The sequence below is a fragment of the Microcoleus sp. FACHB-831 genome, from assembly GCF_014695585.1.
In the GTDB taxonomy this organism is placed as follows: Bacteria; Cyanobacteriota; Cyanobacteriia; order Cyanobacteriales; family FACHB-T130; genus FACHB-831.
On sequence record NZ_JACJON010000029.1, the window covers coordinates 61,443 to 75,655 of the forward strand.

The following is a 14,213-nucleotide window of genomic DNA, read 5'->3' on the forward strand; positions in this document are numbered from 1 at the left end:
TTGCGAGACTTGGGGGCGATCGCTTTTAAACTATAATCATAAGGTGGTATCTCACCTTATGTCAAGTATGGGATTAGTTAGATTAAAAGTTAGAGAACTAGCTGCTGAGAAGGGCTGGACATTCAAGGAAGTTGCGGAACGTTCCGGCGTGATTTACAACACCGTCAAACATTATGCCCGTTGTCCGGGGATGTCAACTGTTGACTTTATTTCTCTGCAAAAGTTGGCTAGGACGTTTGATGTGATGATTGAAGATTTGGTAGAGATTGTAGAGGAGTAAGCGATCGCTTACTCCTTTAATATATGACTTTCGCTTAAGTGCGTTGATAAGTATTTAAGCAAATATCTACGAACAGAAGAACAATGCCAATTTGATTGCGATCGCCGCTTTAAATTCACCAATCCCACAACTACTACAAAAAAATCCCCCACCCGAAGGTGAGGGATTTTTTATTAATTATCTACCAGACTAGAAGCCGGATTAACCGAACTTGCCAGCCGTTGAGGCAATCAAGAAGGCGGCGTAGGTGAGGATGTAGCCAACCGTGAAGTGAGCTAGACCAACCAACCAACCTTGAACGATGGACAGAGCAACTGGCTTGTCCTTCCAGCGAACCAGGTTCGCCAGAGGAGTGCGTTCGTGTGCCCAAACCAAAGTCTCGATCAACTCTTGCCAGTAACCGCGCCAAGAGATCAGGAACATGAAGCCAGTAGCCCAAACTAGGTGTCCGAAGAGGAACATCCAGTTCCAGACCGCCAGGTTATTCATACCGTAGGGGTTGTACCCGTTGATCAGCTGAGCAGAGTACAGCCAGAGGTAATCGCGCAGCCAGCCCATGAGGTAAGTAGAGGACTCATTGAACTGAGCTACGTTGCCTTGCCATATACCCAAATGCTTCCAGTGCCAGTAGAAGGTTACCCAACCCAGAAGGTTAAGCATCCAGAACATAGCTAAGTAGAAGGACTGTTCCCAAGCCGAAGTTTGGCAGGTACCGCCACGGCCAGGACCGTCGCAGGGGAAGGTGAAGCCGAAGTCCTTTTTATCGGGCATCAGCTTAGAACCGCGAGCATCCAACGCACCTTTGACGCAAATCAGGGTGGTGGTGTGGAGACCTAGTGCGATCGCGTGGTGAACCAGGAAATCGCCAGGGCCAATTGTCAAGAACAGAGAGTTAGTCCCGCTGTTGATAGCATCAAGCCAACCGGGAAGCCAAGCCGCACCAGCCGTCGAGGCAACGCTATCAGCATTAGACAACAGAGTGTCAAAGCCGTACAGCACTTTACCGTGAGAAGCTTGAATGAACTGGGCAAACACCGGTTCGATCAGTATTTGCTTTTCAGGAGTTCCGAAAGCAACCACTACATCGTTGTGGACGTACAAGCCCAAGGTGTGGAAACCCAGGAACAATGACACCCAGCTGAGGTGAGAGATGATCGCTTCTTTATGCTGCAACACGCGATCTAACACGTTGCCTTTGTTTTGATCGGGATCGTAGTCGCGCACCCAGAAGATGGCTGCGTGAGCAAAAGCACCGATCATCAGGAAGCCAGCAATGTATTGGTGGTGGGTGTACAGCGCTGCCTGAGTTGTGAAGTCCTTAGCCATAAAGGCATAGGGAGGCAGAGAGTACATATGCTGCGCCACCAGAGAGGTAACAACTCCTAGTGCTGCCAGGTGTATGGACAACTGGAAGTGCAGCGAGTTGTTATAGGTGTCGTACAAGCCTTGGTGAGGCAAGTTGAACTGGCCTTCAGTCTTGGTGCCAAAGAATTCTTTGGCGTTGAGCATTTCTTTGATGCTGTGACCAATTCCGAAGTTAGTACGGTACATGTGGCCGGCGATGATGAAGATGACCGCGATCGCCAAGTGGTGATGCGCGATATCCGTCAGCCACAGCGACTGCGTTTGAGGATGAAAGCCACCCAAGAACGTCAGAATCGCAGTACCAGAACCTTGAGAAGTGGCGAATATATGACCTGCGGTATCAGGGTTTTCCGCGTACACTCCCCAGTTACCCGTGAAGAACGGCTGCAAACCAGCTGGGTGAGGCAGCGTAGTCAGGAAGTTATCCCAACCTACATGCTGACCGCGAGATTCTGGGATAGCAACGTGAATCAGGTGTCCTGCCCAAGCCAAAGAACTGACGCCGAACAGACCAGCTAAGTGGTGGTTCAAACGGGGTTCAGCGCTCTTGAACCAGGAAAGACTGGGGCGGAATTTGGGCTGTAAGTGCAACCAACCTGCGAACAAGAAGATTGCAGACAGCACGAGCAGGAACACTGCACCTTGGTACAGGTCATTGTTCGTCCGCATCCCTTGGGTGAACCACATGTGGTACACGCCAGAGTAAGCAATATTGACCGGGTTAGTAGCACCAGCTTGGGTAAAAGCCTCGACTGCCGGTTGACCGAAGTGAGGGTCCCAAATCGCGTGAGCGATGGGACGGACATTTAAAGGATCTTTAATCCACTGCTCGAAGTTACCTTGCCAAGCAACGTGGAACAGGAGGCTGGATGTCCATAAGAAGATGATTGCCAAGTGGCCAAAGTGGGAGGCGAAAATCTTTTGATAAAGATTCTCCTCCGTCATGCCATCGTGGCTTTCAAAATCGTGAGCCATCGCAATCCCGTACCAGAGCCGACGTGTTGTCGGGTCTTGAGCGAGGTCTTGGCTAAATTTGGGAAATTTTGTCGCCATAGTCTCCTCAATTATCTGACTGAGTGCTGATGAGTGAGTTATTGTACTCATTCCTCAGCACTCGTTACTCACTCCTGACTCATCCTATTGAAAGGATGCGCGCCTCAAAGAAGGCCCATATAGTGACGATCGCTCCTAGAAGGAAATGCGCCACTCCGACAGCTCGGCCCTGAATGATGCTTAGAGCACGAGGCTGAATCGTTGGGGCAACCTTCAGTTTATTGTGCGCCCAAACAATAGACTCAATCAACTCTTGCCAGTAGCCGCGGCCACTGAACAGGAACATGAGGCTAAAGGCCCAAACAAAGTGAGCGCCCAAGAACAGCAGACCGTAAGCTGATAGTGCCGTACCGTAGGACTGAATCACTTGAGCAGCTTGTGCCCATTGGAAATCACGCAACCAGCCGTTGATAGTGATGGCACTTAGAGCAAAGTTACCACCCGTGATATGATCCACCGTTCCATCAGCGTTGACAGTACCCCACACATCGGATTGCATTTTCCAGCTAAAGTGGTAAACCGCGATCGCGATAGTGTTGAACATCCAAAACAGGCTTAAGAACGTGTGATCCCAACCAGAAACCTGACATGTACCGCCACGACCAGGACCGTCGCAGGGGAAACGGAAGCCCAAATTAGCCTTGTCTGGAACCAGACGAGAGCTGCGAGCAAACAGGAATCCTTTCAATAGAATCAGTACGGTGACGTGAATTTGGAAAGCGTGAATGTGGTGGATCATGAAATCCGCCGTACCCAACGCTATCGGCATCATTGCCACCTTGCCAGCCACAGCCACGATACCGCCGCCGAAAGCATAGCTTGCAGGCTGTAGAGCATTGGGAGCAGTTGCGCCCGGAGCTAGTGTGTGGATGTTTTGCACCCACTGGGCAAATATCGGCTGTAACTGAATTGCCGTATCCGAGAACATGTCTTGAGGACGACCCAATGCACGCATCGTGTCATTGTGGACGTACAGCCCGAAGCTGTGGAATCCCAAGAACATACACACCCAGTTTAGGTGAGATATGATTGCATCCCGGTGACGTAACACCCTGTCTAGCAGGTTGTTTTGGTTAACCACCGGATCGTAATCCCGAACCATAAATATGGTCGCGTGAGTTGCTCCACCTATGATACAGAATGCACCAATCCACATATGGTGAGTGAATATGGACAACTGCGTAGCATAGTCGGTAGCCAAGTACGGATACGGAGGCATCGCGTACATATGGTGAGCAACGATGATGGTAACAGAACCCAGCATTGCCAGGTTGATACCCAATTGGGCGTGCCAAGATGTTGTGAGGTTTTCGTAGAGACCTTTGTGGCCTTCTCCAGTGAAGGGGCCTTTATGGTTTTCTAGAATTTCCTTAATGCTGTGGCCGATACCCCAGTTCGTCCGGTACATATGACCGGCGATGATGAACAGTACGGCAAGTGCTAGGTGATGGTGTGCCGTATCCGACAACCACAGGCCACCCGTAACTGGGTTCAACCCGCCCTTAAAGGTGAGGAAGTCAGAGTATACACCCCAGTTCAAGGTGAAGAAAGGAACCAAACCTTTAGCAAAACTAGGATATAGCTCTGCCATCAAGTTTGAGTTCAGAATAAACTCCTGGGGCAAGGGTATGTCTCCGGGAGCCACGCCAGCATCTAGCAGCTTGTTAACTGGCAAAGCAACGTGAATCTGGTGTCCTGCCCAAGATAGGCAGCCCAGACCCAGCAATCCTGCCAGGTGGTGGTTCAGCATCGACTCCACATTCTGGAACCATTCCAGTTTGGGAGCGCGCTTGTGATAGTGGAACCAACCAGCAAACAGCATCAAAGCAGCCATTACCAAGCCGCCAATTGCGGTGCAGTAGAGCTGGAATGTGTTTGTGAAGCCAGCAGCACGCCAGATTTGGAAGAAACCAGAGGTGATCTGGATTCCGTGGAAGCCACCGCCCACATCGGCATTCAAAATCTCTTGACCTACGATTGGCCATACTACTTGGGCACTGGGTTTGATACCAGTGGGGTCGGTTAGCCAAGCTTCATAGTTGGAAAACCGAGCGCCATGGAAGTACATGCCGCTCAACCAGACAAAAATGACTGCCAAGTGACCGAAGTGTGCGCTGAAGATTTTCCGAGATACGTCTTCTAGGTCACTGGTATGACTATCGAAATCGTGAGCGTTGGCGTGAAGGTTCCAAATCCAGGTGGTGGTTTTGGGTCCTCTAGCTAGGGTGCGGTCAAAATGACCTGGCTGGGACCACTTCTCAAATGAAGTGGGAACCGGGTCTTTATCGACTACAACCCTTACTTTTGCCTCTCGCTCCGGAGGACTGATTGTCATGTTGACTCTCCTCTCATGAGACAAGTAACGAGAAATGTCCCCTTTGAAATAGGTTTTTATCGGCAGAAAAGTAGGTGGGAAGGCTTACTTTCCTGAGCGGAGCTTTTATCCGCATTCTAAACAGAGATTCTTACCATCAAGTCAGATGTAACTTTACAGCTCATCCGCTTGGGATGGGTTCTTTTGGAAAATTATAGGCCTTGCCTCACGCCTGTTCCGAGGCACTTAACAATAATTCAAATTAGGTCAATCCCAGGTGTAAGTAGGCTTACACCGCAGGGAGACTGTGGAAAAAGTCAAGGGGGTTTTGATTTTGTAAACAAAACTAAACAATCAGCAAAATTAACACTAGAGGGGTAAAAACGCCAGAAGTCAAACAGAAACTTTAATTGAGAGCTAATAGGCTAGCGGTGGCATAATTTAAAATACAAACAAGCAAAAGCAATAATTCTTGACTTTTTAACCGTTAATATTATTTATCTGTCTCCCCATATCTATAACTGCGGCAACTGGCGATCGCCTTTTTAGGATCGTTACATTAGCTTTGTACGGAAATTGCCGCTAGTGAATACGGGGAGGCTCGTGCTTTTCCGCTATAGTTCCGTATGGACAACCTTCGTCAATATTTAATGTCAATCGCTTAGGAGAGAATTGCGTGTTGGGCATAAATAGCCAGTGGAAGCCTATGAAAGCGCTAGTTTCATTCCTGATGGCAGCAGTTTTGGTCTTTAGCATGGTGGGTTGTGGCGATCGCGCCCCCACAGCAGGTAACTCCACCCCTTCTGGAGCTTCCAAAAACCAGCTAGCAGGACCAATATCAGAAGTATCTCCGCCAGAGGTGATTCAACAACTGCGCCCCGCTCTGGATGTTTACAAACCTCAAGTCAGCATTCTCAGTCCGCAGGCAGATGAAGTTCTGCAAGATAACGCAGTAGAGGTGCGCTTGCAGGTTCAAGATCTCCCCATATTCAAAAACCCAGAACTCGGGCTAGGGTCTCATCTACACCTCATCCTAGACAACCAGCCCTACCAAGCGGTGTATGACCTCAACCAGCCCCTAACTTTTAAAGATTTATCCCCTGGAACCCACACCTTACGTGTATTTGCCTCCCGTCCTTGGCATGAAAGCTTCAAGAACGAAGGTGCTTATGCCCAAACCACATTTCACATCTTCACCAAAACACCAGAAAACAACCCTAATTCCAGCCAACCCCTATTAACCTACAGCCGTCCCACAGGTAGCTATGGAGCCGAGCCTATAATGCTCGACTTCTATCTCACCAATGCCCCGCTGCACTTAGTAGCCCAAGAAAATTCCTCAGACGACATAGCGGACTGGCGAATTCGCGCTACAGTCAACGGCCAAAGCTTTGTCCTCGAAAAGTGGCAGCCAATTTATCTCAAAGGGTTTAAACCAGGGAAAAACTGGGTGCAACTGGAGTACATAGACGAACAAGGAAACCCGCTCAACAACGTCTTTAACAACACAGCAAGGGTGATTACCTACGAACCCAACGGTAAAGACACCCTTTCTAAACTCGTGCGCGGCGACATCTCCGCTGAACAAGCTCGGGGAATTGTAGACGCCAACTACAAACCGATTCCAGAACAGACCCCTACCCCTCGATCGGAAGAAACACCCGCGATCGCTCCAACTCCGACAACGGCTCCTCCAGTTGAAGAAACACCCCCACCAACTGAAATCGAGCCAGCAAAACCCGCTGAACCTGTACCCACAGAAACCAAACAATCAGAAAAACCCAAACCAGGTGGTTTCTTTAATCGCTTCCGGCGTCAAACTGGTGGTGAGTCCAGCCCAGCGCCCGCGTTACCCGCAACACCAGAGGTTATAGAAACACCAACTTCATCACCTTTACCAGAAGAACAAGCACCTCAACCAGAGGAGAGTCTAGAACCAGAGCCATCAAAAATTTCAAGCCCAACAGTTGAAACCACCCCATCGCCTACAGAGGAAACAGTTCCTCAACCAGAGGCGTTGCCAGCTACGCAAGTGGAACCGATAACCCCACCTGCTGCACCCATACCAACCCAAACTAAACAAAAAGAAAAGCCAAAATCGGGCGGGTTCTTTAATCGCTTCCGGCGTCCAAGCGCTACTCAAGCTACCCCATCTCCCAGCTTGGCGCCAGAACCAACAAACATAATTGAATCTCCTTCACCAGAAGCAGTTCCTAGCTTGCCGCCAACGCTACCAGAGATAATCCAAACTCCTTCAGAGCAACCCGTAGCTCCTAAGTTAGAGATTCCTAAACAAGAGGAAACGCCCCAAATAGAAGTATCGCCAGCTCCAAGCGTAACAGCGGAACCAACCCCATTAGAGCCAGAAACACAAACATCAAACGGATTGTTGGAGCTTGTTCCGCCTTCCGGCGCTGGTAAGGCGACACCCGTCCCTACCCTGACCCCAACGCCTAATAACGAATCGGCGGCTGAGAAAGAATTATTAGTTCCTACCACTGCTACCCCTACAGTTCCGATTCTTTCGCCGTCGGCTGAATCAGGTATTCCCAGCCGGTATCTAAAGAAAGTAGCGCCAGCGACGAAAACACCGGAGGTGGAAGAATAAGCGATTAAGGTAGATGTGGCTTGAGTTGAAGAAGCAATGCCGTAAGTTCGCTAATCTAAAGAAGTGTAAAGCTAGCGATCGCTATTAGTTGCTATTGCTAGCTTTCTCGGTCGCACCCAGTAAGGAGACACTATGACTCCCCGTGTTAGAGCGCCAGAACTCCCTCAAAACCAACCTTGGTTAAATACAGACCGCCCTTTGTCGATCAAAGAACTCAAAGGACGAGTGGTAATCCTGGACTTCTGGACTTACTGCTGCATTAACTGCCTGCACGTTCTGCCCGATCTGAAGTACCTCGAACAAAAATATAAAGATAGCCTCACGGTGATTGGCGTCCACTCAGCTAAATTTGTAAACGAGCGAGAAGTTGACAACATCCGTCAGGCTATCCTGCGCTACGATATCGAGCATCCCGTGCTAGTTGACAGTAACTTTAACGTTTGGGAGGAGTACGCTGTTCGGGCATGGCCTACATTGATGTTGATTGACCCAGAGGGCTACGTCATCGGCTATGTATCGGGTGAAGGCAACCGTGATGCTTTAGATCAGCTGATTGAAAAGTTGATTGGCCAACACAAAGACAAAGGAACCATTAATTTCCGAGAAATAAGCCTCAAATTAGAAAAACAACGTCAGCCTTTATTAACACCGCTGGCGTTTCCGGGTAAGGTGTTGGCTACTAATACTGCTAGTAATGAAGATTGGCTGTTCATTGCTGATTCGGGTCATCACCGCATTGTTGTAACTACCACAACCGGGGAGGTGCTACACCTAATCGGTACTGGCAAACCTGGATTAGCCGACGGTTCTTTTACAGAAGCGCAGTTTTTTGCACCGCAGGGAATGGCATTTGATATAGAAACTCAAATTCTTTACGTTGCGGATACTGAAAACCACGCTTTGCGTCAGGTTGACTTCAAAACTCAGAAAGTTAAAACAATTGCTGGAACTGGCGAGCAAAGTCGTCAGATTGCTCGCCATAGCGGCGTTGGTTTAGAGACACTGCTAAATTCTCCTTGGGATTTGGAAAAAGTGGGAAATAGCTTGTTTATAGCTATGGCTGGCCCGCACCAAATTTGGGAAATGGAACTGGAAACGGGCAAAGTTAGAACTTATGCGGGGACGGGACAAGAAGCTTGTATAAATGACGCGATCGCCAGCTGTGCTTTTGCCCAACCTAGCGGCATTACTACTGATGGTCAAGAATTATTTGTTGCTGATAGTGAAGTCAGCACGATTCGCGCTGTCGGACTGGGTGATAAGGCACAAGTACGCACAGTAGTAGGTAGCGGCGAGTTATTTGGTTTTGGAGACATTGATAGCGAAGGTTTCGACGTGCGACTCCAGCATTGTCTTGGGGTCGAGTATGCCCAAGGTCTCCTTTGGGTTGCTGATACTTATAACCACAAAATCAAGCAAATTGATCTAAATACCAGCAGTTGCAAAACTGTTCTGGGAGATGGAACACCGGGTTATCAGGATGGTGAGGGTATGCGATCGCGCTTATATGAGCCATCTGGTTTGAGCGCCCTGAATTCTCATCTATATATTGCCGATACTAATAACCATGCGATTCGCCGTGTAGATTTGGCGACTATGAAGATAACTGGACTGGAGTTGTCTGGTTTGTGCGCCCCAGATGTTTGCGTACCAGCTAGTTTATAATTTTGCACTGCAAATAAAATAAAGGCGATCGCTCCTAGCAATTAATAGAGCGATCGCCTTTTATTTATAGAAGCAACTTAGATGGGAATTGGCCATCCCACAACTACCTGCTAGTCCTTGCCCGTCACCTTTTCAATTAAGCCTTTGGCTTGTTCTATTATGCTAAAACCAGACTTTTCTTTTTGATTAGCTTTTACGGTATCTTGGTATACCTTATCTACACTATCCACCTGCTGAGCTTTCCCTACTTCCTCTAGGTAATCTTTTTGTCTATCTTCTTCTCTTAAACCAGTAGCTTCGCTATATTCGTAGGCGCGATCGATTTTTTCTTCTGGAGTGAGCGCATAGCTGGGCTGCTGTACTAAAACTAATGCACTTGCGGTGCTAATTAAAGTAATCAGACATAAAGCTAAGATGCTTTTACGGAATGCTTGACCTAGTGCGGAAAAAATTGCCTGCATATCATGCCTCCTATTTTTATTTGCTAATAGTTTGTAAACGCCAGTATATATAAATACCAATTTCCCTGGCAAAACTCTAAAGGCTGATTTATTAATGGCGATCGCTACTAAATTACAACCACTTTCTTAATAGCACTAGCTTTTTTACAAAGTAGAAATTTGCCGATATCGCGCTAAGACCAAATTATAAATACCATAAGCTATCAGCCCAAGCGCAACGATTCCTAAAATTAACGACCCATAAGGCTGTTGTGCCAGCGCTTCTAGCGCACCAGCTAATCCTATAGCTCTGTTTGCGTCAGAGTTATGTGCGGCTTGAATCAAAAAGATGCCAATGATACTGAATACAACTCCTCTAGCCGCGATCCCACATCTGCCGCTATAGAGCGCCCATTTCTTTTCAGAATCACTCATCTGGTTCATTTTTATTTTTCTGCGGAATTTAGCTTTATAAGCTTCGTAGAACTGATAAAAGCCCATCCCGATGACTGCCACACCAGCAATACCTACCAGCCATTGACCGAACGGCTGTGCTAGCACCCGCGCTGTCCAGTCTTGGGAGCCATTGCTACCGCCACCACCGCCAACACCTCGAACGATCTGAACGGCATTCAGAGCCAAACCTGCATAAACAATGCCGCTACCTGCGTAGCCAAGACGCTGAGCTATGCCTTTGGCGTCAGATCCTTTGTTCTCAGCGTCAGCGATCGCCTGCACAAAACACCATAAAACATAACCAGCTAGCCCGACGGCAACTAAACCCAGTAAGAATTTCCCAAACGGCTGTGCCACAATTGTCACTAAAGCACCGTTTGTATCAGTTGTTCTGCCACCTGTACCAAAGGCTGCCATTGCCGCTAGCACGCCGACAACTGCATAAACTACGCCCTTAGCCGCATAGCCCAACCGCGCCAGTCGTTCGATCCATACAGATGAACTGCCAGTTAGGGTGTCTTTTGCTTTTGTGTGCATTTGTAGAGCCTCGGCTTGGCTATCATTAATTTATACAGCCATACCTTTTTCTACTACGCTTTAGCCTATAAACACATCTACCTAACTACCTAATCACTTTGATTTAACATTACTTAAAAAATTAACTTAAGGCATCCATCCCCGTTGAATTTTAACTCCACGACTTTGCATCGTTTGTTCAAATAAGTCTGTTGGCAGTGCTTGTTCAAGAGGCCATACACCTGGTTTTTTGAGTTTACCATCAAGCAGCAGTTGGGCAAGACTGCCAGTACCAATTCCAGCTGCTACAGCTGTATTTTCATGTACTAAAGTTGAACAATAACGAGCTACATTTCCATTTTTACGGCCAGTAACTTCAGAACGAATTGCTACTCCAATTCCGGTAAACTTGTCGGTAACGCGAGTCATGCGATGGCTGACGTGGGCTAAGAATTCTATGACGTTGGGATTGCGAAGCCAGCTTGCGGGCCACCAATGTGAAACGCTCCAGGTGAGATGGTTGTAGAAATCAGGAAGCGTGCCGAATTTAGTGATAACAGTTTTGACAGGAAATGTTTCAGCTAGAGTGAAAGCTTCTGGCATATCAAACCAGTATACGCCTAGCCGATTGTAAGGAGCAGGGAAGGCAATAGTTTCGCGATTGCTATAGGGTTTTACCATCTGCCATTTCCCATCTATCCAGGCTTCAAACGGACGTTGCAAGCCCAAAAATGTAGTTCGCATTACGGTAATACCAGCGCCACCCGAACCAGCTACAACATAGCTTAGATGTATGCGTTCTGGCTCATCAAATTGTTCAACGTCGTGACGCACCATGCTGTTAGAAATCCCAGGAAAAATTCCCGTATTAACAATAGCGGTGACACCTGCTGCTATGGCATCATCGCGGCTAGCTACAGCTTTGCGAGTAAATGAGGGATGATCGCTGACATCGAGATAATTAACGCCTTTTTGAATGCAAGTTCTCAGTACGTTAGCGTCGCGGTAGTGAAACGGGCCAGCGCAGTGAATAACAAGATTAGAAGAAGCGATCGCATCCTCAAGCTTTTCTGTTTCTGCTAAATCCAAAACTTGAAACTGTACTTGAGAACCCAGCCGATCGCTAATTAATTGGCTAGACGCTAGGTGGCGGCCAGTAATAGTAATTTCCGCTTCAGTGTGATTGGCGAGATCTGCCGCCACACAACTGCCAACTCGGCCACTCCCTCCCAGGATTAAAACTTTATCAGTCATGCGATCGCTATTTAAACACTAACGGTATACTTGAAAACTTAAACTTGAGAATTTAGATTTACCAATAATCTTAAATTCTCATTACTATATTGCAAGCTTTTTGGTTAAGAGTTGCTTGTTATCAAATAACTCTGGTTGTTAAGACTTCTTTGGCTATTACTTGCGATCAACTTCCACCCCTGACGCTGTAATTTCTGGTATGTTGCCCAACCCCTAGAACCATCATTATCTAGATAGTCTTTTGCAGCCAGTAGAGGAAATGCTGTGTATGGTTGCCACGCCTCATTAGGAAAATTTCGTAAATGTAGTATTTTCTCTCCCTCATTTCCCGACATAGATAACCAGCACATTTGTCCCACCATTTACAACTCCTCTATATTTGAACGTGGTTCATGTTTATGGTTCATAGTTTATGGCCATCAACAATGAACCATGAATTGAGCGCCTCGAACCTTTGTCCTGACACTTAAGAAATCTTAAACACAGACTCTACAGTCGATTTGATAGAGTTCCCCGCTTCTTTAAGTGTCTGAGCAATTGGCTGCTGTGCGTGTAGGAAGATGCGAGCGCAGTTACGTCCTGGCATACCAGAAATTGAGCCACCTGGATGAGTTCCCGCTCCTGTAAGAAACAGCCCATCAATAGGAGTTTTGTAATTAGCTAGTTCTGGCAAAGGACGGAAAAATACCATCTGATCTAGCGTCATATCGATGTGGTAGTAGTTCCCTTTGTAAGCTCCCAAACGTTCTCCGAGTTCCGCTGGGCTTTCTACTCGACGGGCAATAATCGAGTTTTTAATATTAGGTGAATAATCTGCGATTTTGTCAATCACGCGATCCGCAACTTTGTTCTTCAGTTCATCTGTCCAGCCAGTACCTTTTAGACCCGTACCTTCTGCACCAGCAATTTGATAGGGAGCAAAAAATTCAATCCAAAGTGTATGTTTGCCTTCCGGAGCCATTGAAGGATCGAGCCTTGTAGGCATAACCACATACATTGAGGGGTCGTCATCAGGAATTTTGCCAAGACTACAATCGCTATGAGCTTTTTCAACGTGTCTGACTGAATCGGCAATTAGAACAGAGCCAATCAGATACTCATCCTGGTGATTATGGTGATCAAAGCGCAGCGGTTCGTTGAGAGCTAGGTCTATTTTTAGGATTGTTTCATTGTTGTTAACAATGCGACGCTCTAATCTTTCTCGCAAATTAGGGTCAGCATCATTGACTTCGGCTTCGTCCATCAGTTGCAGAAACACCCGTTTGGCATCAATGTTCGAGATAACACCCTTGTTCGCCCGATACTCAGTACCGCCGCGAACCCTGACTCCTACTGCGCGACCGTCATCAATTAATATTTTTTCAACGTGCTGGTCTGTTAAAACTACCCCACCGTGACTTTTCACTAAATTGAGCAAAGATTGAACCAGTGCGCCCGTTCCGCCACGAGGTCTAGCCATGCCAGGACGATGGCGCATAGCCATCATAATCGAACCGACGGCAATAGTTTTTTGTGAAGGAGGGGCACCGAGTTCGGCTGATAACCTTGCAAGGGGCGCTTTGAGAAATTCTGAATCAAACCACTCGTTGAGGATGTCCTCAGCGCTGGTCAGCATGGTGCGAATGAAGTCTAGAGTCTTATCCGGGCCACCGATTACGGAAAATAAATCTTTTAGCTTTTTAAAATCGTAGTTGCCAGCTATGTCTATTATCGATTTTGGGGGGGCGTTGAACATGGGGATCATTGCTCCAAGAGCCCGCAGCCAGAAATCAGTGTATTCTGCGTATTTTTTGGCGTCTCTCTCGCTGTAACGTGCAATTTCTGCACAGGTCTTTTCTACTGATTTGTGGCCTAAAAAGTATTTGCCATCAGGGTGGGGACAAAAGACAACCGGATCGCACTGGAGGTATTCCAGGCCATACTTGTGCAGTTCCAATTCCTGTTCTACTGGCCCCAAGTGGATAAATTCGTGATCGATGGCGCAAAGATTAAATTTAAAACCAGGCGCTTCTTCGGGTAGCGATTCTTCTGTTGTTGCCGCGCCTCCAGGTACAGAACGCTTTTCCAGTAGTAAAACGCTATAACCAGCTTTAAGCAGATAAGAGGCGCAGACCAGCCCGTTGTGGCCAGCACCTATAATCACGACATCGTATGCTTCCATAAACGGATAATTTTCCAGAATCAGTATCTCTCCCCCGATTGTAAAAAAGTAAACAAGTGTAAAGCCTATATCACGGGGAATACATCGATGGGTGGAGACAA

The 14,213-nt window shown here is 47.5% G+C and carries 10 protein-coding genes; 3 read left to right on the plus strand and 7 right to left on the minus strand.

The genetic code is table 11. The annotated features are described in order from the left end of the window. Positions 1-67 precede the first annotated feature (67 nt). Positions 68-280: a helix-turn-helix domain-containing protein gene (locus H6F77_RS05730; protein ID WP_190486261.1), complete on the plus strand. Its 213-nt coding sequence runs from the start codon at positions 68-70 to the stop codon at positions 278-280. A 201-nt stretch (positions 281-481) separates the two neighbouring features. Here the strand turns inward: H6F77_RS05730 and psaB are convergent, their stop codons facing one another. Then, a complete protein-coding gene (psaB, locus tag H6F77_RS05735) occupies positions 482-2,698 on the minus strand; it encodes a photosystem I core protein PsaB (RefSeq protein WP_190486206.1) in 2,217 nt (738 codons plus the stop codon). Positions 2,699-2,777: 79 nt separating this feature from the next. After that, positions 2,778-5,033, minus strand: coding sequence for a photosystem I core protein PsaA (gene psaA, locus H6F77_RS05740; RefSeq protein ID WP_190486208.1), 2,256 nt, complete (start codon positions 5,031-5,033; stop codon positions 2,778-2,780). 655 nt (positions 5,034-5,688) lie between these two features. On the opposite strand from psaA, the gene H6F77_RS05745 reads away from it, so the two are divergent. Together H6F77_RS05745 and H6F77_RS05750 are read left to right on the plus strand one after the other, a co-directional pair. Then, positions 5,689-7,620 (plus strand): hypothetical protein, encoded by a 1,932-nt coding sequence (locus H6F77_RS05745; RefSeq protein WP_190486212.1) that lies wholly within the window; start codon positions 5,689-5,691, stop codon positions 7,618-7,620. A 132-nt stretch (positions 7,621-7,752) separates the two neighbouring features. Continuing rightward, the gene (locus H6F77_RS05750) at positions 7,753-9,285 is read left to right on the plus strand and encodes a thioredoxin-like domain-containing protein (RefSeq protein ID WP_190486214.1); all 1,533 of its coding nucleotides are present in this window, start codon (positions 7,753-7,755) and stop codon (positions 9,283-9,285) included. 110 nt (positions 9,286-9,395) lie between these two features. Here H6F77_RS05750 and H6F77_RS05755 read toward each other — a convergent pair whose 3' ends face one another. The 5 genes from H6F77_RS05755 to crtO all read right to left on the minus strand — a co-directional run bounded on the left by H6F77_RS05755 (position 9,396) and on the right by crtO (position 14,112). Next, on the minus strand, positions 9,396-9,746 hold the full coding sequence (locus tag H6F77_RS05755; RefSeq protein ID WP_190486216.1) for a hypothetical protein: 351 nt from the start codon (positions 9,744-9,746) through the stop codon (positions 9,396-9,398). A 144-nt stretch (positions 9,747-9,890) separates the two neighbouring features. Beyond that, positions 9,891-10,718, minus strand: a complete 828-nt coding sequence (locus H6F77_RS05760) for a DUF1206 domain-containing protein (RefSeq protein ID WP_190486218.1) — start codon at positions 10,716-10,718, stop codon at positions 9,891-9,893. A 126-nt stretch (positions 10,719-10,844) separates the two neighbouring features. Continuing rightward, positions 10,845-11,951: a saccharopine dehydrogenase family protein gene (locus tag H6F77_RS05765; RefSeq protein ID WP_190486220.1), complete on the minus strand. Its 1,107-nt coding sequence runs from the start codon at positions 11,949-11,951 to the stop codon at positions 10,845-10,847. Positions 11,952-12,055: 104 nt separating this feature from the next. Further along, positions 12,056-12,313, minus strand: coding sequence for a hypothetical protein (locus tag H6F77_RS05770; RefSeq protein WP_190486222.1), 258 nt, complete (start codon positions 12,311-12,313; stop codon positions 12,056-12,058). A gap of 104 nt (positions 12,314-12,417) precedes the next feature. Next, a complete protein-coding gene (crtO, locus tag H6F77_RS05775) occupies positions 12,418-14,112 on the minus strand; it encodes a beta-carotene ketolase CrtO (protein ID WP_190486224.1) in 1,695 nt (564 codons plus the stop codon). Positions 14,113-14,213: the final 101 nt, after the last annotated feature.

Coding starts and splice junctions, on each gene's coding strand:
- H6F77_RS05750 (WP_190486214.1), top strand. CDS start 7,753: ATGACTCCCCGTGTTAGAGCGCCAGAACTCCCTCAAAACCAACCTTGG.
- psaB (WP_190486206.1), bottom strand. CDS start 2,698: ATGGCGACAAAATTTCCCAAATTTAGCCAAGACCTCGCTCAAGACCCG.
- H6F77_RS05770 (WP_190486222.1), bottom strand. CDS start 12,313: ATGGTGGGACAAATGTGCTGGTTATCTATGTCGGGAAATGAGGGAGAG.
- H6F77_RS05755 (WP_190486216.1), bottom strand. CDS start 9,746: ATGCAGGCAATTTTTTCCGCACTAGGTCAAGCATTCCGTAAAAGCATC.
- H6F77_RS05760 (WP_190486218.1), bottom strand. CDS start 10,718: ATGCACACAAAAGCAAAAGACACCCTAACTGGCAGTTCATCTGTATGG.
- crtO (WP_190486224.1), bottom strand. CDS start 14,112: ATGGAAGCATACGATGTCGTGATTATAGGTGCTGGCCACAACGGGCTG.
- H6F77_RS05765 (WP_190486220.1), bottom strand. CDS start 11,951: ATGACTGATAAAGTTTTAATCCTGGGAGGGAGTGGCCGAGTTGGCAGT.
- psaA (WP_190486208.1), bottom strand. CDS start 5,033: ATGACAATCAGTCCTCCGGAGCGAGAGGCAAAAGTAAGGGTTGTAGTC.
- H6F77_RS05730 (WP_190486261.1), top strand. CDS start 68: ATGGGATTAGTTAGATTAAAAGTTAGAGAACTAGCTGCTGAGAAGGGC.